The sequence below is a fragment of the Paraburkholderia sp. UCT70 genome (assembly GCF_050434085.1).
Lineage (GTDB): Bacteria > Pseudomonadota > Gammaproteobacteria > Burkholderiales > Burkholderiaceae > Paraburkholderia > Paraburkholderia tuberum.
The window spans coordinates 847,150-869,749 of sequence record NZ_JBNPVZ010000003.1 but is presented as its reverse complement, the minus strand read 5'-3'; the positions used below and the strand labels follow the sequence as shown (position 1 = coordinate 869,749).

At 61.8% G+C, this 22,600-nt stretch carries 23 protein-coding genes and 2 pseudogenes; 7 read left to right on the top strand and 18 right to left on the bottom strand.

Features of this window, described 5'->3' with window-relative positions; genetic code table 11:
• Positions 1–99 precede the first annotated feature (99 nt).
• Together OKW41_RS21905 and OKW41_RS21900 are read left to right on the top strand one after the other, a co-directional pair.
• A pseudogene (locus OKW41_RS21905) lies at positions 100–375 on the top strand (transposase); the annotation flags it as partial.
• Between the two features lie 55 nt (positions 376–430).
• Complete coding sequence (locus tag OKW41_RS21900) at positions 431–1,129, top strand: IS6 family transposase (protein WP_429573937.1); 699 nt, start codon at positions 431–433, stop codon at positions 1,127–1,129.
• A 110-nt stretch (positions 1,130–1,239) separates the two neighbouring features.
• On the opposite strand, the pseudogene OKW41_RS21895 reads toward OKW41_RS21900, so the two are convergent.
• Positions 1,240–1,430 (bottom strand): annotated as a pseudogene (locus OKW41_RS21895) (acyl-CoA dehydrogenase C-terminal domain-containing protein); the annotation flags it as partial.
• Positions 1,431–1,649: 219 nt separating this feature from the next.
• On the opposite strand from OKW41_RS21895, the gene OKW41_RS21890 reads away from it, so the two are divergent.
• On the top strand, positions 1,650–2,354 hold the full coding sequence (locus OKW41_RS21890; RefSeq protein ID WP_429447742.1) for a GntR family transcriptional regulator: 705 nt from the start codon (positions 1,650–1,652) through the stop codon (positions 2,352–2,354).
• 86 nt (positions 2,355–2,440) lie between these two features.
• Here OKW41_RS21890 and OKW41_RS21885 read toward each other — a convergent pair whose 3' ends face one another.
• From OKW41_RS21885 to OKW41_RS21805, 17 genes are all read right to left on the bottom strand, one after another.
• Positions 2,441–4,231, bottom strand: a complete 1,791-nt coding sequence (locus OKW41_RS21885) for an acyl-CoA dehydrogenase (RefSeq protein ID WP_429573936.1) — start codon at positions 4,229–4,231, stop codon at positions 2,441–2,443.
• Between the two features lie 98 nt (positions 4,232–4,329).
• Complete coding sequence (locus OKW41_RS21880) at positions 4,330–5,277, bottom strand: electron transfer flavoprotein subunit alpha/FixB family protein (protein ID WP_429573935.1); 948 nt, start codon at positions 5,275–5,277, stop codon at positions 4,330–4,332.
• A 13-nt stretch (positions 5,278–5,290) separates the two neighbouring features.
• The gene (locus OKW41_RS21875) at positions 5,291–6,040 is read right to left on the bottom strand and encodes an electron transfer flavoprotein subunit beta/FixA family protein (RefSeq protein ID WP_429573934.1); all 750 of its coding nucleotides are present in this window, start codon (positions 6,038–6,040) and stop codon (positions 5,291–5,293) included.
• A 45-nt stretch (positions 6,041–6,085) separates the two neighbouring features.
• Positions 6,086–6,934: a 3-hydroxybutyryl-CoA dehydrogenase gene (locus tag OKW41_RS21870; protein WP_429573933.1), complete on the bottom strand. Its 849-nt coding sequence runs from the start codon at positions 6,932–6,934 to the stop codon at positions 6,086–6,088.
• Between the two features lie 32 nt (positions 6,935–6,966).
• Positions 6,967–8,160: a beta-ketothiolase BktB gene (bktB, locus tag OKW41_RS21865; protein WP_429573932.1), complete on the bottom strand. Its 1,194-nt coding sequence runs from the start codon at positions 8,158–8,160 to the stop codon at positions 6,967–6,969.
• Between the two features lie 73 nt (positions 8,161–8,233).
• On the bottom strand, positions 8,234–9,466 hold the full coding sequence (locus OKW41_RS21860; RefSeq protein WP_429573931.1) for an acyl-CoA dehydrogenase family protein: 1,233 nt from the start codon (positions 9,464–9,466) through the stop codon (positions 8,234–8,236).
• Between the two features lie 22 nt (positions 9,467–9,488).
• A complete protein-coding gene (locus tag OKW41_RS21855) occupies positions 9,489–10,253 on the bottom strand; it encodes an SDR family oxidoreductase (RefSeq protein WP_429573930.1) in 765 nt (254 codons plus the stop codon).
• A 56-nt stretch (positions 10,254–10,309) separates the two neighbouring features.
• Entirely contained in the window at positions 10,310–11,344 is a 1,035-nt protein-coding gene (locus OKW41_RS21850; RefSeq protein ID WP_429573929.1) for a phosphotransferase family protein, read from the bottom strand.
• Positions 11,345–11,361: 17 nt separating this feature from the next.
• Positions 11,362–12,036 (bottom strand): histidine phosphatase family protein, encoded by a 675-nt coding sequence (locus tag OKW41_RS21845; RefSeq protein ID WP_429573928.1) that lies wholly within the window; start codon positions 12,034–12,036, stop codon positions 11,362–11,364.
• A 38-nt stretch (positions 12,037–12,074) separates the two neighbouring features.
• Positions 12,075–13,526 carry an NAD(P)(+) transhydrogenase (Re/Si-specific) subunit beta gene (locus tag OKW41_RS21840; protein WP_429573927.1) on the bottom strand — a complete coding sequence of 484 codons (1,452 nt, stop codon included), beginning with the start codon at positions 13,524–13,526 and terminating at the stop codon, positions 12,075–12,077.
• The gene (locus OKW41_RS21835) at positions 13,527–13,862 is read right to left on the bottom strand and encodes an NAD(P) transhydrogenase subunit alpha (protein ID WP_429447876.1); all 336 of its coding nucleotides are present in this window, start codon (positions 13,860–13,862) and stop codon (positions 13,527–13,529) included.
• 13 nt (positions 13,863–13,875) lie between these two features.
• Positions 13,876–15,021, bottom strand: a complete 1,146-nt coding sequence (locus tag OKW41_RS21830) for a Re/Si-specific NAD(P)(+) transhydrogenase subunit alpha (RefSeq protein WP_429573926.1) — start codon at positions 15,019–15,021, stop codon at positions 13,876–13,878.
• 177 nt (positions 15,022–15,198) lie between these two features.
• A complete protein-coding gene (locus OKW41_RS21825; RefSeq protein ID WP_429447881.1) occupies positions 15,199–16,380 on the bottom strand; it encodes a porin in 1,182 nt (393 codons plus the stop codon).
• Between the two features lie 66 nt (positions 16,381–16,446).
• Entirely contained in the window at positions 16,447–17,241 is a 795-nt protein-coding gene (locus OKW41_RS21820; protein WP_429447883.1) for a TauD/TfdA dioxygenase family protein, read from the bottom strand.
• Between the two features lie 39 nt (positions 17,242–17,280).
• Positions 17,281–18,252 carry a zinc-binding dehydrogenase gene (locus OKW41_RS21815; RefSeq protein WP_429447885.1) on the bottom strand — a complete coding sequence of 324 codons (972 nt, stop codon included), beginning with the start codon at positions 18,250–18,252 and terminating at the stop codon, positions 17,281–17,283.
• 41 nt (positions 18,253–18,293) lie between these two features.
• On the bottom strand, positions 18,294–18,662 hold the full coding sequence (locus OKW41_RS21810; protein ID WP_429573925.1) for a hypothetical protein: 369 nt from the start codon (positions 18,660–18,662) through the stop codon (positions 18,294–18,296).
• Positions 18,659–19,114 (bottom strand): hypothetical protein, encoded by a 456-nt coding sequence (locus tag OKW41_RS21805; protein WP_429447888.1) that lies wholly within the window; start codon positions 19,112–19,114, stop codon positions 18,659–18,661. Before OKW41_RS21805 ends, OKW41_RS21810 begins: the two co-directional genes overlap by 4 nt.
• Positions 19,115–19,316: 202 nt before the next feature.
• Between OKW41_RS21805 and OKW41_RS21800 the strand changes: the two genes are divergently transcribed.
• Genes OKW41_RS21800 through OKW41_RS21785 form a run of 4 tightly spaced genes read left to right on the top strand, consistent with a single transcriptional unit; the run spans position 19,317 to position 22,551 of the window.
• Positions 19,317–19,607 carry a UxaA family hydrolase gene (locus tag OKW41_RS21800; protein ID WP_429447891.1) on the top strand — a complete coding sequence of 97 codons (291 nt, stop codon included), beginning with the start codon at positions 19,317–19,319 and terminating at the stop codon, positions 19,605–19,607.
• Between the two features lie 4 nt (positions 19,608–19,611).
• A complete protein-coding gene (locus OKW41_RS21795) occupies positions 19,612–20,766 on the top strand; it encodes a UxaA family hydrolase (protein WP_429447893.1) in 1,155 nt (384 codons plus the stop codon).
• A gap of 10 nt (positions 20,767–20,776) precedes the next feature.
• Positions 20,777–21,469: a GntR family transcriptional regulator gene (locus OKW41_RS21790; RefSeq protein ID WP_429447895.1), complete on the top strand. Its 693-nt coding sequence runs from the start codon at positions 20,777–20,779 to the stop codon at positions 21,467–21,469.
• Between the two features lie 8 nt (positions 21,470–21,477).
• On the top strand, positions 21,478–22,551 hold the full coding sequence (locus OKW41_RS21785; protein WP_429574356.1) for an Ldh family oxidoreductase: 1,074 nt from the start codon (positions 21,478–21,480) through the stop codon (positions 22,549–22,551).
• Positions 22,552–22,600: the final 49 nt, after the last annotated feature.

Here is a 22,600-nt window from a genome sequence, read left to right as displayed (position 1 = left end):
GACCCAGCGACGCGTTTGACTGCCTTTACGGCGATGAGGGTGTAAAAATTTTTGTGTAAACGGTCATTTGGCAGGAAACTGTCAGCAACTGGAGCACAGATGACCGTAGCGAAACGCAACAAAAGAGAAAACCCCGATCCTGAACTCGTCAAGCTGGCAGACAGCCTGCTGGCGAACTACCAGAAGCCGGAAGATCTGATAGGCGAGAACGGGTTGCTCAAGCAGCTCACGAAGATGCTGGTGGAGCGAGCGCTTGAGACGGAGATGTCCGAGCACCTGGGCCATGGCAAGAGCGAAGCGGTGACTAATGCCACTGGCAACACCCGGAATGGGCATAGCGCCAAGACATTGCAGGGGGGAGTTTGGCGGGTTCCGTCGCAATAGCGGCGGCTGGTATGCTGGGGGACCTTACAGAATGATGTGAACGACAATGAAAGCACTCAGTCCGGCGGTAGCCAAGGTGCTGAAGCGGTTGCACTATCCGCTTGAGATCATGTTGGTGTGCGTGCGTTGGTACGTGGCCTACCCGCTGAGCTTGCGCAATCTCGAAGAGATGATGGCCGAACGCGGGATCGCGGTCGATCATTCGACCGTTCACCGGTGGGCCATCAAGCTTCTGCCGGTGCTTGAAAAGGCGTTCCGCCGCTGCAAGCGCCCGGTCGGCAAGAGCTGGCGTGTCGACGAGACCTACATCAAAGTCAAGGGGCAATGGACCTATCTGTACCGCGCCGTCGACAAGGCCGGCAACACGGTTGACTTTCTGCTGCGAGCCAGGCGGGACAAGGAAGCGGCCCGACGGTACTTCGAGAAGGCCATCGATCAGAATTGCGTGCCCGAAACCGTAACCATCGATAAAAGCGGTGCCAATCTGGCCGGGCTGCACGCCGTGAACGCCGAGCGTGAGACGCCCATCACGATCCGCCAGGTCAAGTATCTCAACAACATCGTGGAACAAGACCATCGGGCGATAAAGCGCCGTACCCGACCCATGTTGGGATTCAAGATATTTCGTTGTGCGCGCATCTTGTTAAGCGGCATTGAACTTATGCATATGATCGCCAAAGGGCAGATGAAAGACTGCGGCATCGGACAGACTGCCGCGGAGCAGTTCTACTCGTTAGCCGTATAAATAGTCCTAATCATGCGGGCCATTGTTCAACGCACTTTTTCTTATTGCGACAGAACCCTTACACTTGGGGCACTGGCCATGATGCTCCCTCCGGTTTATCGCAACCACCCTCAGAACTGGTCCTCCGATAGCGCCAGCCCCCCGCATCGCCATTCGCGCTGACAATCGACGCTTTCAGCCCCACTGCCTGGGGCAGCACATGTTCGGCAAAGAACTGCGCGGTCGCGATTTTCGCGCCGTTGAATAAAGAATTCTCGGCCTGCTTCTGCGCTGCGGCAAGCAGCGAACGCGCCATCTCCCATTGTCTACGTCCTCCGCGGATCCGATGAAGACAGCTGCGCCGGATTACACGTTCCTGCGCTTCGACAACCTCTTCTACACCTATATAGGTGTATGATTCAGCTGTCTTCCTCCTGCTCACTTTTGCACCGGTAGTCGGCAGCCTCATCGACTCACAGGCACGGTCCTCGAAGTCAGCGAGATCGCAAATTTTCGGCTCCAACGCAGCCGCCAAAGCAATATGACAAAGCTCTCCAGCGTCTCTGACGCGATCATCCGTCACATCGAATCCGGGTCACTGCGCGAGGGTGACCGCCTGCCCTCCGAGGGCGAACTCGCGGCATCTCATGGCGTTAGCGTTGGCACCATTCAGAAGGCTCTCGCCCGTCTCGTGCACTCCGGACTGATAACCCGCGAGCAAGGCCGCGGCACGTTTGTGTCGGGTACGCGTGTGGCCCCCGCAGACGTCCGCTACCTGCGCTTTCGCGACGCCGATGGCAACGAATTGCCGTCCTATGTTCACGGGCGCTCCGTAAGGCGTATGAAACGCAAAGGACCGTGGTCAGAATTTCTCAACGGTGACGGTTTCGTTCGCATTGAGAGAATCATCAGCGTCGGTGGACGCTTTGACCTCTATAGCGAATTCTGGCTGCGCGAGGAGCAATTCGTCGGACTGGGCAGTCTCGACAATGAGGCTCTTGATAAGAACCTGCGTGAACTCATCGGTCAGCGACTATCACTTCCCACGCTACGAGTCGACCAGTGGATCCGCTTCGGTGCACTTCCCCCGACGGCCGCTCGCGAGCTTGGGCTTGAGGCCGACGCGCCCGGCTTCATCATGGAGTTGCGCGGCTACACCCTGCGCGACCAGCCGCTTTACTATCAGAGCGTCTATTCCGGGCCATTTTCGGAGCGCCTCGTGGTCGTGCGCGAGAACGCAGCATAAGCCTGACGGCTTCATCGTTTGCGCACGCAGGAGGCGCTCTCGTGCGCCTCCTGTTTTTGGAGCTGCAGTTGCCCGCGAGCGTCGCATCAGAACTGATCTCCCGACAACGCCAGCACACCCTCGTCACCCTTCGCATTGACGATCGCCACTTCGAGCGCCGCCGCCTGCGGCAGCACATGCTCGGCGTAAAACCGCGCGGTCGCGATCTTCGCGTCATGGAACGCGGGATCCTCGTCGCGCCTGACCGCCGCAGCAAGCTGCGCACGCGCCATCTGCCAGCCGCCGAGCACGATGCCCGCGAGCTTCAGATACGGCACGCTGCCCGCGAACACCGCATTCGGATCGCCCTTCGCATTGGCGACGACGAAATCGACGACCGCGCCAAGCGCGCGCTGGCCCTGCGCGAGCTGCGTGCGCATCGACGCGAACGCCGCACCCCGCTGCTCGCCAAGCGCTTCAACCGTTTCGGCGAGGCCAGCGAGCAGTTCCTTCGCGACCTTGCCGCCGTCGCGTAGCGTCTTGCGACCGATCAGGTCGTTGGCCTGGATCGCGGTCGTGCCTTCGTAAATCGGTAGAATGCGCGCGTCGCGGTAGTACTGGGCAGCGCCGGTTTCCTCGATGAAGCCCATGCCGCCATGCACCTGCACGCCGAGGCTCGTCACGTCGATCGACAGCTCCGTGCTCCAGCCCTTCACGATCGGCACGAGGTATTCGTAGATCGCCTGATGCTTCGCGCGCGTCGCATCGTCCGGATGACGATGCGCGATATCGCAGTGTGAGGCCGCGACGTAGGCGAGCGCGCGCGACGCCTCGGTGAGGCTGCGCATCGTCGACAGCATGCGGCGCACGTCCGGGTGCTGGATGATCGCGACCGACTGCTTCGCGGAGCCGTCCACGGGACGGCTCTGCACGCGCTCTTTCGCATACGCGACCGCCTTCTGATATGCGCGATCCGAGATCGCGACACCTTGCATGCCGACCGCGAAACGGGCGGCGTTCATCATGATGAACATGTATTCGAGGCCACGATTCTCTTCGCCGATCAGCTGACCGAGCGCGCCGCCGTGATCGCCGAACTGCAGCACCGCGGTCGGGCTCGCCTTGATGCCGAGCTTGTGCTCGATCGACACGCAATGCACGTCGTTGCGCTCACCGAGCGAGCCGTCTTCGTTGACGAGAAACTTCGGCACAAGGAACAGCGAAATGCCTTTCACGCCATCGGGCGCGTTCGGCGTGCGTGCGAGCACCAGATGCACGATGTTCTTCGCCATGTCGTGCTCGCCCCACGTGATGAAAATCTTCGTGCCGAACAGCTTGAATGAACCGTCGGCCTGCGGCTCGGCGCGCGTGCGTACGAGCGCGAGATCGGAGCCGGCCTGCGGCTCGGTCAGGTTCATCGTACCGGTCCATTCGCCGGAAATCAGCTTGGGCACATACGTCTGTTTTTGCGCTTCGCTGCCAGCGGTTAGCAGCGCTTCGATGGCGCCGTCGGTCAGCAACGGACACAGCGCAAAAGAGAGGTTCGACGCGTTGAGCATTTCGATGCAAGGCGTCGCGATCAGCTTCGGCAGGCCCTGGCCTTCGTAGGCGAGCGGATGTTGCACGCCCTGCCAACCGCCTTCGGCAAACTGGCGGAAGGCTTCCCTGAAACCCGGCGTCGCAGTGACCACGCCATTCTTCCAACTGCTCGGATTGCGATCGCCGTCGACGTTCAGCGGCGCGAGCACTTCGCCGCATAGTTTCGCCGACTCGTCGAGCACGGCCCGCGCGGTGTCGAGGTTCGCGTCCTCGAAGCCGGGCAGCTTCGCGATGTCTTCGAGTCCGGCCAGTTCTTTCATCACGAACAGCATGTCCTTGATGGGCGCCGTATAGCTCATTTCGGTTCTCCTCCCTTGATATGAAAAAAGGGCGCGGGACTTGGTCGGTCCTGCGCCCTTCGCTTGCTTTCGGCGGCCTCTTTCAGGCGCCGCGGCGCTTAGCCGAGTTCGCTCACGAGTTCCGGCACGAGGGTGAACAGATCGCCAACCAGGCCGTAATCGGCCACGCTGAAAATCGGCGCTTCTTCGTCCTTGTTGATCGCGACGATGACCTTCGAGTCCTTCATGCCGGCCAGATGCTGGATCGCACCCGAGATGCCGACCGCGACGTACAGTTGCGGCGCGACGATCTTGCCGGTCTGGCCGACCTGATAGTCGTTCGGTACGAAGCCCGCGTCGACCGCCGCACGCGATGCGCCCAGTGCCGCGCCGAGCTTGTCGGCCAGCGGCTCGAGCACCTTCGTGTAGTTCTCGCCGTTGCCCAGACCACGGCCACCCGACACGATGATCTTCGCGCTCGTCAGTTCCGGACGATCGAGCTTCGTCACTTCGCGGCTCACGAACTGCGAGATGCCGGCGTCGGCTGCCGCTTCGATCTTCTCGACCGCTGCGCTGCCGCCTTCGGCCGCGACGGCATCAAAACCGGTCGAGCGCACGGTGATGACCTTGATCGGGTCAGCCGATTGCACGATCGCGATTGCGTTGCCCGCGTAGATCGGACGCTCGAACGTGTCGGCGCTATCCACTGCGGTGATGTCGCTGATCTGCGCGACGTCGAGCTTCGCGGCGATACGCGGCGCGATGTTCTTGCCGTAGGCGGTAGCCGGCGCGAGGATATGCGTGTAGTGCTTCGCCGCATCTTGCACAAGCGTCAGGACCGTCGCTTCGACGTTTTCCGCGAGGCCTGCGGCCAGTTGCGGCGCATCGGCGAGCAGCACCGTGCTGACACCAGCGATCTTCGCGGCGGCATCGGCCGCGCCCTGCGCGTTATGCCCCGCGACCAGCACGTGAATATCACCGCCGATCTTCCGTGCCGCTGCGATCGTGTTCAGCGTCGCGGCCTTGATCGACGCATTGTCGTGTTCTGCAATTACCAGGTTCGTCATTTCTTGGGTCTCCTCACAGCACCTTCGCTTCGGTCTTCAGCTTCTCGACCAGCGTCTTCACGTCCGGCACCTTCACACCGGCCGAGCGCTTCGGCGGTTCGGCGACTTTCAGCGTCTTCAGACGCGGCGTGACATCGACGCCGAGGTCTTCGGGCTTGACCGTTTCCAGCGGCTTTTTCTTCGCCTTCATGATGTTCGGCAGCGTTACGTAGCGCGGCTCGTTCAGGCGCAGATCGGTCGTCACCACGGCCGGCAGCGTCAGCGACAGCGTTTCCGCGCCGCCGTCCACTTCACGCGACACCGTCGCCTTGCCGTCCGCCACGACAAGCTTCGACGCGAACGTCGCCTGCGGCAGATTCGCGAGCGCGGCGAGCATCTGGCCGGTCTGATTGGAGTCGTCGTCGATCGCCTGCTTGCCGAGGATCACCAGTTGCGGCTGCTCCCTGTCGACGAGCGCCTTGAGCAGCTTGGCAACGGCCAACGGCTGCAGGTCTTCGTTCGATTCGATCAGGATCGCGCGATCCGCGCCGATGGCGAGCGCGGTGCGCAGCGTTTCCTGTGCCTGCGCAACCCCCGCCGACACGGCGATCACTTCGGTCGCGACGCCCGCTTCCTTCAGACGCACGGCTTCTTCAACCGCGATTTCGTCGAACGGGTTCATCGACATTTTCACGTTCGCGATATCGACGCCCGTACCGTCCGATTTCACGCGGACCTTCACGTTGTAGTCGACCACTCTTTTCATTGGCACAATAATCTTCACAACGCTTTCCTCACTAGTTCGAATCCGACGGACCGGCAAAAGTCATTAATACCGGTACACACCGTGGCCTGATTTACGTCCAAATCGTCCCGCCGCCACCAGTTCGCGCAGAAGCGGACATGCGCGGTACTTTGGATCGCCAAGGTCTTTCAACAAGACATCCATAACCGAAAGACAAACATCGAGCCCGACGAGGTCTGCGAGTGCCAGAGGACCGACCGGCTGATTGGCGCCAAGCCGCATTGCGGCGTCGACTTCCTCGGCGCTGGCCACGCCCTCTGCCAGCACGAAAAACGCTTCATTGATCATGGGCACCAGGATACGGTTGACAACGAATCCCGGCGAGTTCTTCACGTCGATTGGCGACTTTCCAAGCCGCACGGTCAATTCACGAACTGCTTCAGCGGTATCAGCGCTGGTTTGCAGACCGCGAATGATTTCCACCAGCGACATCAGTGGAACCGGGTTGAAGAAGTGCATGCCGATGAAGCGCGACGGATCGGCCAGCGATGCAGCGAGCGTCGTGATTGAAATCGACGATGTGTTCGATGCAACTATCGCATCGGGTCTCACCACCGACTCGATCTGCTTCACGATACGCAGCTTGAGGTCAGCGTTTTCGGTGGCTGCTTCGATCACCAGGTCGACGGCAGCCAGTCGCTGATAGTCAGTCGACGTTTCGATACGCGCGAGCGCCGCATCACGCGCCGGACGCTTGAGCTTCTCTTTTGCGACAAGCCGGTCCATGCTTGCGCTCAGGGCGGCCATGCCTTTTGCGAGCGCCTCATTGGTGACGTCGACCATCACGACCTTCACGCCAGCGATGGCCGCCGTCTGTGCAATGCCATTGCCCATCGTGCCGGCGCCGACGACACCTATCGTTTCAATTGCCATGATTTGTCTCTCAATGCGCTATTGCGCACGCACTATGCGCGACGAAGGTTTTCGAACACGGCCGCGATGCCCTGGCCTCCGCCAATGCACATCGTGACGAGCGCAAAGCGTCCATCGATACGCTGAAGCTCGTACAACGCCTTGACCGTAATCAGTGCGCCGGTCGCAGCGATCGGATGGCCCAGCGCAATGCCTGATCCGTTCGGGTTGACCATGGCCGGATCGAGTTTGAGCAGTTGCGTCACTGCGCAGGCCTGCGCCGCGAACGCTTCGTTCGATTCGACGACATCCAGATCCGTTACATCCAGTCCCGCCCGCTGCAACGCGATGCGTGTCGCCGGCACCGGGCCGATGCCCATATAGAGTGGGTCGACCCCGGCGTGCGCGTATGAGACAAGCCGCGCGAGTGGCTCGATGCCGCGTTGCTCGGCTGTCTTGCACTCCATCATCACGATCGCAGCGGCGGCATCGTTGATGCCGGACGCGTTGCCGGCCGTGACCGTGCCCCCATCCCGCAGGAATGCAGGACGCAGTCCCGCGAGTTCGTCGGACTCGAGTTGCAGACGGACGTGCTCGTCGGTGTCGAACACTGTCGACTGTCCCTTGACCTTGCGCGTGACCGGAACGATCTGCTCCTTGAACCTGCCTTCGGCAATCGCGTGCGCTGCCCGGCGGTGCGACTCCAGGGCCAGCGCATCCTGCTGCTCGCGCGTAATCCCATACTTGCGCGCAACATTTTCGGCGGTCATTCCCATGTGCATCGAATGGATCGGGTCGTGCAGCGCGCCGAGCATCATGTCGATCAGACGTGTGTCTCCCATGCGCGCGCCAAAGCGGGCGTCAGGCGTCACGTACGGCGCGCGGCTCATGTTCTCGGCGCCGCCGCCGATTGCTATGTCCGCATCGCCAAGCAGGATCGTCTGCGCAGCCGAAACGATCGCCTGCAAACCCGACCCGCAAAGGCGGTTGACAGTGAACGCAGGGGTCGCTTCGCTCACGCCCGCGTCGAGCGCCGCAACGCGCGCGAGGTAGAGATCTTTCGGCTCCGTCGCGATCACGTTGCCGAACACCACGTGGCCGACCTCGTCTCCCGACACGCTGGCTCGCGCAAGCGCTTCGCGCGCCACCAGTGCCCCGAGCTGGGTCGGCGGCACGTCTTTGAGACTGCCACCGAACTTGCCGATTGCGGTGCGCACACCGCTTACAACGACGACTTCCCTTTCCATTGCTACTCCTTTGCCGACAGCGAATGCGCGCAGCGTGCGCTAGCGACGTTCGCGATACGAAAAAACATCGCTCTCAAGCCGATTGCGTGCGCCGGTAGCGGGCCAGTTCCAGTCTGGCGATCGCGTTGCGGTGAACTTCATCCGGTCCGTCGGCAAGCCGCAGCGTGCGCTGATTCGCCCACGCATAGGCAAGTGGAAAATCGTCCGATACACCAGCCGCTCCGTGTAGCTGGATTGCCCAGTCGATCACCTTCAAGGCCATGTTGGGCGCGACCACCTTGATCATCGCAATCTCGGCCCTGGCCGCCTTGTTCCCAACCGTATCCATCATGTATGCGGCCTTGAGCGTCAACAGACGCGTCATTTCGATTTCACACCGTGCCTGTGCGATGCGTTCCTGCGTGACGCCATGCTCACCGAGCGGTTTGCCGAAAGCGACGCGTTCCAGGCTGCGCGTGCACATCAATTCGAGTGCACGCTCGGCGGCGCCGATACTGCGCATGCAGTGATGAATACGCCCAGGGCCCAGCCGCCCTTGCGCGATCTCGAAGCCACGTCCCTCTCCAAGCAACAGGTTGGAAACCGGCACGCGAACATCGCGCAACTCGATCTCCATATGACCGTGCGGGGCATCGTCGTAGCCGTACACCGGCAGGAAGCGCTTCACCGTGATGCCCGGCGTATCCGCCGGTACGACGATCATTGACTGCTGTGCGTGGCGTGGCGCATCTGGATCGGTTTTACCCATAACGATATAGACTTTGCATCTCGGGTCGCCGGCGCCAGACGACCACCACTTCGTGCCATTGATCACGTAGTGGTCGCTGTCGCGCTCGATCCGGCAGGCAATATTCGTTGCGTCCGATGATGCGACTGCTGGCTCCGTCATCAGGAACGCCGAGCGGATCTCCCCGCGCAGAAGCGGCTCGAGCCAGCGGTCCTTCAGTGCCTCGCTCGCATAGCGTTCGAGCGTTTCCATGTTGCCGGTGTCGGGCGCCGAACAGTTGAATACTTCCGGCGACCATGGAACCCGGCCCATGATTTCGCACAGCGGCGCATACTCGAGATTGGTCAATCCCTCAGGCGCACGCGTCGAGCGCGGCAGGAACAGATTCCACAAGCCCGCCTTTCGCGCAAGCAGCTTCAGCTCGTCTATGATCCGAGTTGGCACCCAGGGATTGCCCGCCTGCCGGTTCGTCCGGATCTCCTCGAGGTAGCGCGCTTCGTTCGGGTAGATGTGTTCGTCGAAGAACGCCAGCAACCGCTCCTGCATGTGTCTGACGTTCGGTGTGTAGTCGAATTGCATGATGTCTCCGTTGTTGCTGACGTCAGAGGGTCAATCCACCGTCGACGACGATGCATTCACCGTTCGTGTAACTCGCGGCGTCGGACACGAGGTAGAGTACGGTACCCGCCATTTCGCGCGGTTCGGCATGGCGACGCAAAGGAATGCGCCCCATCCATTCGTCGTAAATCGATTTCGTTTCGAACAGTGCCCCCGCGAACTTCGTTCTGGTCAAACCTGGAAGGAGCGCATTCACGCGTATTCCGTAAGGTCCGCATTCTTTCGCAAAGGCCTTCGTCATGTTGACGACGGCCGCCTTGCTGACCGAATAGATGCCCTGCATGTCCCCCGGCTGCAATGCGTTGATCGACGCAGTGTTGACAATCGCACCGCCGCCCTGTTCCCGCATCATCCGTCCGGCTTCTACCGACATGAAGAAGTAGCCGCGAATATTGACCTCGACGGTCTTGTCGAACGCCGCGAGGTCCGTGTCGAGTATGTGGCCAAAATAGGGGTTCGCCGCCGCGTTGTTGACCAGAATGTCCAGCCGCTTGTGGACTGCGCGGATGTGCTCGAAAGTCTTTGCGATGTCCTCCATGCGCCCGACGTGGCATGCGAGTGCCTCCGCACTCCCACCGCCTTCGCGAATGCGCCTGCATACGGCTTCGCAGTCTTCCAGCTTCCGGCTCGTCACAATGACATGCGCGCCCTGTTCAGCAAGCAAGCTGGCAATCTCTTCACCGATTCCCCTACTTGCACCGGTGACGAGTGCGACCTTGCCGGTCAGATTGAAGAGGTTAGTGCTCATGTTGATGGTTACTCTTTAAATGAATAGGTCCGCCGGTTCGTCATTGATCCGACGGATCAGCCTTGTTCCTCGAGGACATCTACCGCCATGCGTGCCAGCCTTTCCGCCATCGCCCCGACCTCTTGCGCGTTTGCATGCGACGCATTGCCGTCCATCGCACGCTTTTTGACCCCTTGCACGATGGCGGCCAGTCGAAAGAAACTCATCGCGAGATAGAAGGACCAGCCGTAAATCGCCGGGATGCCGCGCAGTTCACAATATCGGGCAACGATTTCCTTTTCGTTCGGCAAACCCAGCGCGGCCCTGTCTTCGCCCTGAAGCCCCACGATGGGGCCATTCGCAGGCAGCCGCAGGCACATGCAAAAATAGGCAAGATCCGCAAGCGGGTGACCCAGCGTCGACAGTTCCCAGTCGAGCAATGCCTTGATACGGCAATCGTGCGGATCAAAGATGAGATTGTCGATGCGGAAATCGCCGTGCACGAGGGAAGGCGCAACCTGTTGCACGGGGCAATGGACAGGCAACCATTTGATCAGGGTCTCCATCGCGTCTATGTGCTCTGTCTCGGCGGCACGATACTGCCGTGTCCAGAGAGCGATCTGTCGCTCGAAGTAATTGCCCGCGCGGCCGTAATCGGACAGACCCACGACGTCGATATCCACATCGTGAAGCGTCGCCAACGCGCGAACGATCGCGTCGTAATAGTCACCCCGCCGTTCCCGAGCAATCTCAGGCAACGCGGGATTCCAGAAAATGCGCCCCTCTTCGAAGCTCATCACATAGAACATAGTGCCGATCACATCCTTGTCTTCGCACAGGTGATACGCGCGAGCCACGGGTACATCCGTCTTTGCAAGCGCGTCCAGTACACGAAACTCGCGATCCACCGCGTGGGCCGATTTCAGCAGCGGTCCGGACGGTTGTCTACGCAATACGTAGTTGCCACTTGCGGCCTTCAGCAGGAAAGTCGGGTTCGATTGGCCGCCCGTGAATTTGTGCGCGGACGCAGGACCGCTGAAACCCCGAATCGATCGCTCGAGATACGGAGCGAGTGCGCCGATATCGATATCAGTGGTATTCGTAGTTGTCATTCAATCGTCTCCTTTCGTTACGCGTATGTCTGATAGCGTCGACGGTCGACGCGATCGAGATGCGGATCGCTATTGAAGCTGCCAAGCTGCCATGCACGTTCGTTAAAGAAGAAACGGCAAAAGCTGCTGTTGCGAATCTGCATGTTCAGCGCGATGGCCGTCTCGGCCGGCGTTCTCAACACCTGCTGCGCCATGACGGCCATCACGCCGCCCGAGGTCACAACCAGCACGCGCTTTCCCGGACCGTCCTGAATAGCGCGCCTTGCCTCCGACACGCGACGCTGAAAGCTCGCCCATGCCTCGGGAATGGCTCCGTCGATCCCGTCTTCCGACCACAGCTGAAGGACCTGCCGCAGTCCCTTGTAGAAGTCGCTTTTCGACCCATGCCGCAAGGCCTTCAGCGCCGCGTGCTCCGGGCCCAGTGCTTCGAACAGTGCATGAAAGTCGTACTCGTCCAATCCAGCATGCTGCTCGATATGCGTCACGGCGTAGCCGAGGCCCTGAATGATCGCGTCGAGCGTCTGTCTGTGCCGACGCATCGTGCCGGTGATCACGCGATCGAAGACCGCGTCCTGTTGCGAGAAATATTCGCCGAGCCACACGGCCTGGCGCTCGCCGACCTCGGAAAGCAGGTCATAGTTGCCACTGCCAAACGATGCCTGCCCATGCCGGACCAGATAGAGTTCCGCCATACATCCTCTCGTCTGAATTCTGCGGTGACCGCGCGGTCTTACGCCGCTGCCTTCACCATGTCCTCGATGACCTTCTTCGCATCGCCGAACACCATCATCGTCTTGTCCATGTAGAACAGATCGTTGTCGAGCCCCGCATAGCCCGCCGCCATCGAGCGCTTGTTGACGATCACGGTGCGCGCCTTGTACGCCTCGATGATCGGCATGCCGGCGATCGGCGACTTCGGATCGTTCTTCGCGGCCGGATTCACCACGTCGTTCGCGCCGAGCACCAGCACCACGTCGACCTGGCCGAACTCGCCGTTGATGTCCTCCATCTCGAACACCATGTCGTAGGGCACTTCGGCTTCCGCCAGCAGCACGTTCATGTGGCCCGGCATGCGGCCGGCCACCGGGTGAATCGCATACTTCACCTCGATGCCCTTCTCCACCAGCTTGTCGGTCAGTTCCTTCAGCGCGTGCTGCGCTCGCGCGACGGCCAGCCCATAACCCGGCACGATCACCACGGTTTCCGCGTTGCCGAGCATGAACGACGCGTCATCGGCCGAACCCGATTTCACCGGACGCTGCTCGGCCGGCCCACCTGCCGCAGCCGCACCCGGCTCGTTGCCGAAGCCGCCGAGGATCACGTTGAAGAACGAACGGTTCATCGCGCGGCACATGATGTACGACAGGATCGCGCCCGACGACCCGACCAGCGACCCGGCAATGATCAGCATCGCGTTGTTCAGCGAGAAGCCGATGCCCGCCGCCGCCCAGCCGGAGTACGAGTTCAGCATCGACACCACCACCGGCATGTCCGCGCCGCCGATCGGGATGATGATCAGCACGCCGAGCACAAACGCGATCAGCGTCATGACGATGAACGGCAGCCACGACTGCGTGACGAAGAAGAGGATGCCGAAGCCGAACATCGCGAGCGCGAGCACCAGATTGATCAGATGCTGGCCTGCATAGACGACCGGCGCGCCTTGGAACAACCGGAACTTGTACTTGCCCGACAGCTTGCCGAATGCGATCACCGAACCGGAGAACGTGATTGCGCCGACGAACGTACCGATGAACAGCTCGACGCGATTGCCGTAAGGCAGGAAGCCGGGCAGACCCTCTTCGGCGCCGAGCCCGAACGCAGCCGGTTCCGACACGACCGCATACGCGATACAGACGGCGGCGAGACCGATCAGCGAGTGCATCGCCGCGACCAGTTCGGGCATCTTGGTCATCTCGACGCGCGCCGCGACGAACGCACCGATGGCGCCGCCGACAATCAGCGCGACGGACACGAGCGACAGACCGAGCGTCAGGTTCGAACCCAGCGCCGCCGCCTGTTTGGCGATCAGCGCGATGGTCGTGAAAATCGCGATGGCCATGCCGACCATGCCGAACACGTTACCGGCGCGCGCGCTCTTCGGATTCGACAGCCCTTTGAGCGCCTGGATGAAGCACACCGACGCGATGAGATACAGGAGCGTAACGACGTTCGTACTCATTTACACACCCTCCTTAACAGCGATGCCATGGCCGACCTTCTTCTTCGGCTCCTTCTTCCTGAACATTTCCAGCATTCGCCTCGTGACGAGAAAGCCGCCGAACACGTTGACGGCGGCCAGCGCGACAGCGACCGTGCCGAACGACTTGCCCGTGGTGCCGACAGTCAGCCCCGCCGCCAGCATCGCGCCGACAATCACGATCGCCGAAATGGCGTTTGTCACGGCCATTAGCGGCGTATGCAGCGCCGGCGTTACGTTCCAGACAACGTGGTAGCCGACGTAGATCGCCAGCACGAAAATGATCAGATTGATCACGGTGTGGTTGATGACTTCCATCACCCGTCTCCTCTTAATCCTTGCGCGTAACTTCACCGTCGCGTGCCAGCAGCGTGGCCGCGACGATGTCGTCCGCGAGATCGATATTGAGCGCGCCTTCCTTCGTGATGATCAGCTTCAGGAAGTCGAGCAGGTTGCGTGCATAGAGCGCCGATGCGTCAGACGGCACCATCGATGCGAGATTCGTGTGGCCGACGATCTGCACGCCGTTCTCCGTCACGATGACCTTGTCCGGCTCCGTGAGCAGACAATTGCCGCCACGGTGGCCGTTCACGACGGAACCACGTCCCGCTGCGAGATCGACGATCACCGAGCCTGCCTTCATCGCCTGCACCGTCTCGGCGGATATCAGCGTCGGCGCGGCACGGCCCGGAATCAGCGCGGTCGTGATGATCACGTCCGCCTGCTTCGCGCGCTCGTGGACAAGCGCCGCCTGGCGTTGCAGCCAGCTCGCGGGCATCGGCCGCGCATAGCCGCCGACGCCCTGCGCAGCTTCGCGCTCTTCGTCGGTCTCGTAAGCGACGTTGAGAAACTTCGCGCCGAGCGACTCGATCTGCTCCTTGACCGCGGGGCGAACGTCGGATGCCTCGATCACGGCGCCCAGGCGCTTGGCGGTCGCGATCGCCTGCAGACCCGCGACGCCCGCGCCGAGAATCAGCACGCGTGCCGCCTTCACGGTGCCCGCCGCCGTCATCAGCATCGGCATAAACCGGGGATAGTGATGCGCCGCGATCAGCACTGCCTTGTAGCCCGCGATGTTGGCCTGCGACGACAGCACGTCGAGACTTTGTGCGCGCGTGGTGCGCGGCGCGGCTTCCAGCGCGAACGCGGTCACGCCCGCAGCTGCAAGGCGCTGCGCATTCTCGGTGTTGAAGGGATCGAGCATGCCTGCGAGCACCGCACCGCGCATCATCAGCGGCAACTCGTCGGCAGTCGGTGACGCAACCTTCAGGACGATCTGCGCGCCGAATGCCGCTGCCGCATCTCCAATCCGTGCGCCAGCAATACGGTACGCGTCGTCGGTGTAATGAGCAGATTCGCCGGCTCCCGTCTCGACAGTCACCCCGTGCCCGTGGGCGACGAGCGTCTTGACCGTCTCGGGCGTCGCCGCGACCAGTGCCTGGCGGCCTTTCGGCTCCGCGGGTATTCCAATCTCCATTTGCAACCTCACATTGCGCATGTCTGCGCGATACTGTTTTGAATGGGTGAACGAACCAGACAGCCGCCGCGTTCGCGACTGTCACTCGCTCGTATCCGCGATGGTTGTCGAAACGCGACCCGTCACTGTCCGCTGCATGCGTTCCCGCTGCGCGACATGGCCGCGCCGATCCTTCGATCAGAAAAGATGACGAATGCCGATCTCGCCGCCCAGCTGATTCGACCCGGGATGCGGAGCCGCCGGCACTGCGCTGGAGGCTGACACCGAATAGATGCCCTGTTTACCGCTGTTCTTCATGTAAGCGAATACACCGTAAAGCGCGGTGCGTTTACTGAGGTTGTAGTTCGCCCGCAACGTGCCCATCGTGCCGTTGGCGTCGAAGTCGCCGTTATGGATATGCGCCACCTGCGCATCGAAGATCCATGCGCCGTAGGGCACCGATGCGCCGAGGTAGCCGATATCGAGTTTGGCCGACCGTACGTCGCCCTCGATCACCCTGTGCAGCCATCCCGTGCCTAGCCGCACCGACTTGATGTCGATGTGCGCGGCCAGCTGGTAACGCCGGTCGGTATCGCCGGATTTAGTGAAGGCAATACCCGGCGCACCCGGGACAACGGTGACGGGCGTCGCGCCTGCACCGCCGCGCTGTTCGTCATAGGTGGCGGCCACGCCCCAGGTATTACCTTCATACTTGAGCATCCCCGTGACCGCTCGACAGGCAAGGAAGTCGTTACCCGACTGGCCCGGGCAATTTGCCGTTGCACTCGAATCGCGGCCGAACGAGTAGCTCGCTCCGACCGTCACGCCGGAAAACGTGCCCATGTACACCACGTCGTTATCGAAGCGGGCAGCAAGCAGAAAAGGATCGAACGACGCCAGGCCGCCGAATCCCCCCGAGCCGATGATGTTCGATTCCACCATACCCCAGTTCGTCATGCTGTACTGCCGGCCAAACGTGAGCTGCCCCCAAGGCCCGCTCAACCCGACATAAGCCTGCCTGCCGAACAGGCGTCCGCCCTGCTGGAGCCCGCCGTTCGACGCCGAAAACCCGCTTTCCAGCGTGAAGACCGTTTTCAGTCCACCGCCCAGGTCCTCCGTGCCTCGCATTCCCCAGCGCGACGGCACGTCGCCTCCACCGATCACGGGCATTCGCGCAACGGAGCCGCCCGTCGGCGTGGCATGCGTGAAATACTCGATGCCCGTGTCCACGATCCCGTACAGCGTGACGGAACTTTGCGCAAACGCAGGCGCCGATGCGATCGCGGCCACCGCCGTCATTGCGATCCTGGTCTTTTTCATCTGGTCTCCACTTTCCGCCAATATGCTTTTCTTCCACAATTGATTCGTATAACGAATCAATAAACAGACACCGTCAGCAGCGTATCGCCGCGACGCCCTACCCGCTATCGACTGACACGCTGCGCGTCAGACGGGCACTTCTCCTTCGAGCGTGATCCGGTTCAATACGCGCTCTGCCTCGCCATAGTCATGCACGGCATAGTGCATCGTGCAACGGTTGTCCCACATCACCACGTCGCCCGCCTGCCACATGTGGCGGTAGACGTTGTCGGCGCTCGTCGAATGGTCGTACAGGAAGTCGAGCAGCGGCCGGCTCTCGGCGACCGTCATGCCCTCGATCTGCTGGGCGGTCTCGGGGTGGCCGACGTATAGGGCCTTACGGTGCGTTTCCGGATGGGTGCGCACGATCGGATGAACGGCAGTGGGAATTTTGTCGATCCCTCTCATGCGTGCAAGACGCAGCCCCGTGAAGCGTGCACGCAGACCCTCGAGCATGCGCTGCATGGTCGGCGACAGGCGGTCGTACGACACGTACTGGTTGCACCACATCGTGTCGCCGCCATGCGGCACCACAACCGCGGAAAGAATCGAGATTTTCGGCGGAACGGCGGTATAGATCGAATCCGAATGCCAGGCTTCCGTCGACGCGGTCTCTTTCGGAATTTTGGTGACCTGGATCAGGCCCGGGTAGCCCGGCACGGCCGGATCCAACGGATTGCTCTGGGCAGGGTTGCCCCAAAGCCTCGCGAATTCGACGTGCGCCGCCGGCTGCAGATTTTGCCCGCGGAACACGAGGACACCGTGCTCGAGAAATGCCCGATGCAGGACGTCGAACGTATCGCGGTTGACGGATTCGTTCAGATTGATGCCTTCGACCCGCGCTCCAACCGAGCCGGTCAGCGGAGTAATTTGGATGCTCATTGCAGTCTCCTGTTTATCGATACTGTGCGTCTGAGATTCTCATGCCACCGTCAGCACGATCTTGCCGACGTGCTGATCGCGTTGCATGTAGGCGTGTGCTTCTGCGATCGCGTCAATGGAAAATGTCCGGTCGATCGGCAATCCTATGCGTCCCGCCTCGAGAAACGGCAGCAAGTCGCGCGCGCACGCCTGGATGCATTCGAGCCGTTCCTCCTCGGTACGGGTGCGGAACGTGACGCCAATCAGCTTCAGACGCTTGAGCCACAGCTTCGTCAGATCGATCTGGGCGGTGGCGGACCCGAGCCGCGCGATATGGACGAGACGCCCTTGGACCGCAAGGCATTCCATATTTGCTTCGAAGACAGGCCCACCCACCGTGTCGATGATCACGTCGACGCCGCGCTTGTCGGTCGCGGTCATTACTGCGTCGACCTGCGACTCGCGCGACGAATCGATACACACGTCGACGCCGAACCGCGCGAGCTTGTCGAGCTTGGCAGCCGAGCGCGACATTGCGATCACGGGCTTCGCTCCGAGCACCGACGCGATCTGGATCGCGGCCATCGCTACGCCGCCCGATGCGCCATTGATCAGGATGGACTCGCCTTTGCGTAGTTGACCGTTGGTCACGACCGCATCATGCGCCGTGACGAAAACATTCGCGAATGCTGCCGCATCGATCCACGACAGGTTCTGCGGAATGGGCATCAGCGCGCGCGGGTCGGAGAGCACGTATTCCGCCTGACAACTGCGGCCATGACCCATCACCCGGTCTCCTTTGCGCCAGCCGCTCACGCCGTCGCCAATCTGGGCCACTTCTCCGGCGAATTCCACGCCCGTAGTAATGACGTTGCCCGTGCGAAGCTCGCGAGCCTGGTTGATCTCGCCACGATTCAGGCCTGCCGCCCGCACTTTGACCAGCACCTGTCCGGCGCCAACCTGCGGAACGGGAATGTCCTGGATCTCGATCTTGCCGCCGTTTGGCGTCGGTACTACGCGTACTGCTTTCACTGTTGTCTCCTCCGTTGAATACGGGGCGCTTCTGATGTTGATCAGCCGGCGCCCGCCATCACCCTTGTGTGAATGACCGCTAGCAGCGCGAGCGCACGGTCCGCTGCCGCCTGCGCGCCCGGCCAGTTGCCGCGCACGAACGGCGCACGCAAATCTTCGATCTCCGACAGCGCGCGGAGCATCTCGCCGTCCGCGACGCACAGCCGTCGATATTCGTTGATCGTCAGAAGGTAGGTATGCATGACGTCAGTCGCTGGCCGCGTCACGCCCATGCGATGCAGCGCAGCATTCAGCCAATGTGTGCCGGCCAGCATCGCCCCTTCAATCTTCATCTCGCAGTCCTGGGGAAGGCACTTCTCGAGCGATCGCTCGATGCGCGCTGCCGCTGCAATGTGGTCCTCGGTATTCATGCGGCGCCTTCGTCCATTCGCTTGTTCAGCAGCCGAAGACACTCGCCCAGCGCAGCATCGCATTCGTCCACGATCGCCACGGTGGGCGCGACGCCGTCTCGCACGCACGGGTCGCGATGCCCTTCGATGATCTCCATCTGGTGCATCATCGCCGCGACATCTTCGGGCACCGCCGCCTCCACCCTCGGGCGGCCAACGTGCAGCACGTCTCCCAGCGGATGAAAAGCAGGCTTGAGCGAGCGGTCCGGTTGCGCAACCAGATAGACGCCAGGCTGCATCGGAAACGCATCGTCGTCACGCGTCACCGCTGCATGGTGAAGTGCAGCATTCACCGCGTGCGTCCCGGCTGTCATGCCCGCCCAGAACCAGAGCTCGAAGTCATCCAGCGGTTCGAGCCGGGCACGCAGCCCCTCCAGACTCCGGATCTTCTCGAGGTGTGAAGCCACCTTCATGTCTGCGTCTCCTGTAGGTTCCGGCAGAACTGCACCGTCATTGCTATCGAATATAGGCGCCCCTCCGCGTCATCGTCAAGAACTTCTATATAGGTGTTATTTCCGATGCGGCCGGCTAGTGCAAGTACCTAGGCGAATTATCCTTGACTGTGCGCCGCGCGCTCGCTACATTTAAATCACACTTCTATATAGGACTTTGATCATGTCTCGCGCCATCGTGCTTAACCGGTCCGACAATGTGGCTACGCTGATCGACTCCGGACGCGCCGGAGAAACCTGCACCCTGCAGGGAGATGCGTCCGGCCATGTCACGCTGCTCCAGGATGTGCCGTTCGGTCACAAGGTCTGTGTCCTCGACACCCCGCAAGGCGCAAACGTGCTCAAGTACGGCCAGGTCATCGGCAAGGCCAGCCGTGCGCTCAAGATGGGTGAGCACACCCACGTTCACAACATCGAATCCGCCCGCGGCCGCGGCGATCTGAATAAGGGGTAAGCAGATGATGCAAACTTTTCTTGGCTACCGGCGTGAAAACGGCACCGTCGGCGTACGCAACTGGGTGGCGGTGATTTCGGTCATGGACAACTGCAACCCCGCCACGCGGGCAATTGCCCAGGCAGTGAACGGATGCATTCCTATAACCACGCTTTTCGTGCGTGGACAGTTCGGCGCCGACCTCGATTTCACCTTCGAATCACTGGCTGGCCTCGGGCGCAACCCCAATATCGCAGCCGTGCTGCTGGTTGGACTGGAACCATCGTCGACCGAGGAAGTGGCGCGCCGCATCAGGTCCACCGGCAAGCCGGTCGAAGCGGTCCACCTGCAACCCGATGGCACCATCAACTGCATCGCCGACGGTACCCGGCGCGCCGCGCGGCTCGCGCTGGGCGCATCCAGGGCCAGACGGGAATCGTGCCCGGTTTCTGAACTGATCATTGGCGTGGAATGCGGCGGGTCGGACACAACCTCGGGGCTTAGCTGCAATCCGACTATCGGCCGCATGGCCGATCATCTGATCGAAGCGGGCGCCACGGTCATCATTTCCGAAACATCGGAATTCATCGGCGCGGACCACCTGTTTGCCGCCCGCGCCGCCGACGATTCGGTCAGAAGGGCCTTCGTGGACGCCGTGCGCAACATGGAGAATGTCGCGATCAGCCGCGGCGTTGACCTGCGCGACGCACAACCGTCGCCTGACAATAAGCGCGGCGGCCTGACGACGGTCGAAGAAAAAGCGCTCGGCGCGATGGCCAAGGCCGGATCAAGCCCGCTGGTCGGCGTCCTCGGCTATGGCGAAGCGCCAAAGCGCAAGGGCCTGCACTTTATGGACGCGCCGGCTGCTGCCGTCGAAAACCTGACCGCGATGGCCGCCAGCGGTTGCCAGCTGATCTTCTTTGGCACCGGCGTCGGCAATCCGATCGGCAATACCATCGCGCCGACAGTCAAGGTCTGCGGCAACCTGAATACGGTTCGCACGATGGCTGACAACATTGATTTCGATGTCAGCGGGATTCTCGAAGCCGGCATGAAAATCTCTGCGCTCGGCGATCAGCTCTTCGAATACGCAATTGACGTCGCCTCCGGCACGCAACTCACGAGCGAGGTGCTCAACGTCCGGGAGATTGCGATCAGCCGGTTCGAACGCAGCATTTGAGGATACCGAAGTGACCAAGCTTGCCAGCGTGGCCGACGCGATCATCCGTCACATCGAATCCGGGTCGCTCCGCGCGGGGGACAAGTTGCCCTCCGAGGGAGAACTCGCGGCGAGTCACGGGGTAAGCGTAGGCACCATTCAGAAGGCGCTTGCCCGGCTGGTGCATTCTGGACTGATTACCCGCGAGCAAGGCCGGGGAACGTTCGTCTCGGGCACCCAGGTAGCGCCCGCTGACGTGCGCTACCTGCGCTTTCGCGACGCAGAGAACAAGGAGCTGGCGTCCTACGTTCATGCGCGCTCCGTCAAGCGGATGAGGCGCAGCGGACCATGGTCAGCGTTTCTCGGTGGCGAGGATTTCGTACGCATCGAGCGCACCATCAGCGTCGGCGGGCGCGTTGATCTCTACAGCGAGTTCTGGTTGCGGGAGGACCACTTCGCGCAGTTGGGCGACCTCGATCGCGTTTCGCTCGGGAAGAACCTGCGTGAACTGCTCGGCCAGCGGCTCTCGCTGCCCACGCTGCGAGTCGACCAGTGGATCCGATTCGCCGCGCTTCCCGCCGCGGCCGCTCGCGAGCTTGAGTCGAGCACGGACGCGCCCGGCTTCATCATGGAGTTGCGGGGGTACACGTTGCGCGACCAGCCCCTTTATTACCAGTGCGTCTATTGCGGGCCGTTCTCCGAACGTCTTGTGGTCATGAGTTAGGAAAAGCGATGACGAATAACCAATGGAATTGTCAGGCACTCGAGGACTGGACCGCGCGGATCTTCGAAGCCTGCAGCATGCCAGCTGAACAGGCGGCCGAAGCCGCCGCGATCCTGGTGCGCAGCGAACTGCGAGGGTACAAGACGCACGGCATGACGCGCGTGGCCTCCTATACCGAGCGTCTGCGAGCGGGCGACTTCAACCCGCGCCCAAACCTGCGCCACCGGTCGTTCCCAGGCGGGATCGTCCTCGATGCGGACGGCGCGATGGGACAACTCGCCGGCCCCTACGCGGTACGACTGGGGCTCGAGGCCCTCGCCACCAGCGCATCGGTGCTGATCGCGGTGCAATCGAGCGGCCACCTGGGAGCGCTCGGAATTCACGCTCTGCTTGGCGCCGAGGCGGGCGCATTCAGCATGATCGGCCAACGTACGCCGCCGATCCTCGCGATGGAAGGATTCCGGCACGCAGCCATCGGCCACAACCCGATTGCCTTCGGTTGTCCTGTACCTGGCCAGGCTCCCCTCGTTTTCGACATCGCATGCAGCGTCGCCGCGCGCGGCCATATTCTGCTCGCCGCACGCGAAGGTAAGCCGATCCCCGAAGGCTGGGCGCTGGACGCCTCAGGTACGCCAACAACCGACGCGGATCGCGCGCTAGGTGGCTCGCTGCTACCGATGGGCGGACACAAGGGAATCGGCATTGCGATGATGGTGGAATGCCTCGCTGGTGCACTGACCGCCACCGCAGATTCGCTCGGCACCGCAAGAGACGATGTTCAGAAGGCGGGCGCCGCAGGACGACAGGGTGGCTTCCTCTGGATGGTGAAACCCGGCGCATTTGCCACGCAGGGAGTCTTTGACGAATACATGTCGCAATGGACCGGGACCTACCTGAACTCGGGCGGCGACGAGGCGAGGCTGCCTGGCCACCGTGGCGACGCAATGGAACGCGAGCGCCGGCAGCGCGGCGTCATGCTGCCCCCCGAGATCGCGCAGGAGCTTCGCGCGCTGGGTGAGCAGTTCGGCATCAGCTTCCCGGCATCAACGACACAACCTACTGACACCCGTCGGGATCAATGAATCGCGACGTAAGCGGCCCGGGCACTCTCGCCTGCCGCCCGCTCACCAC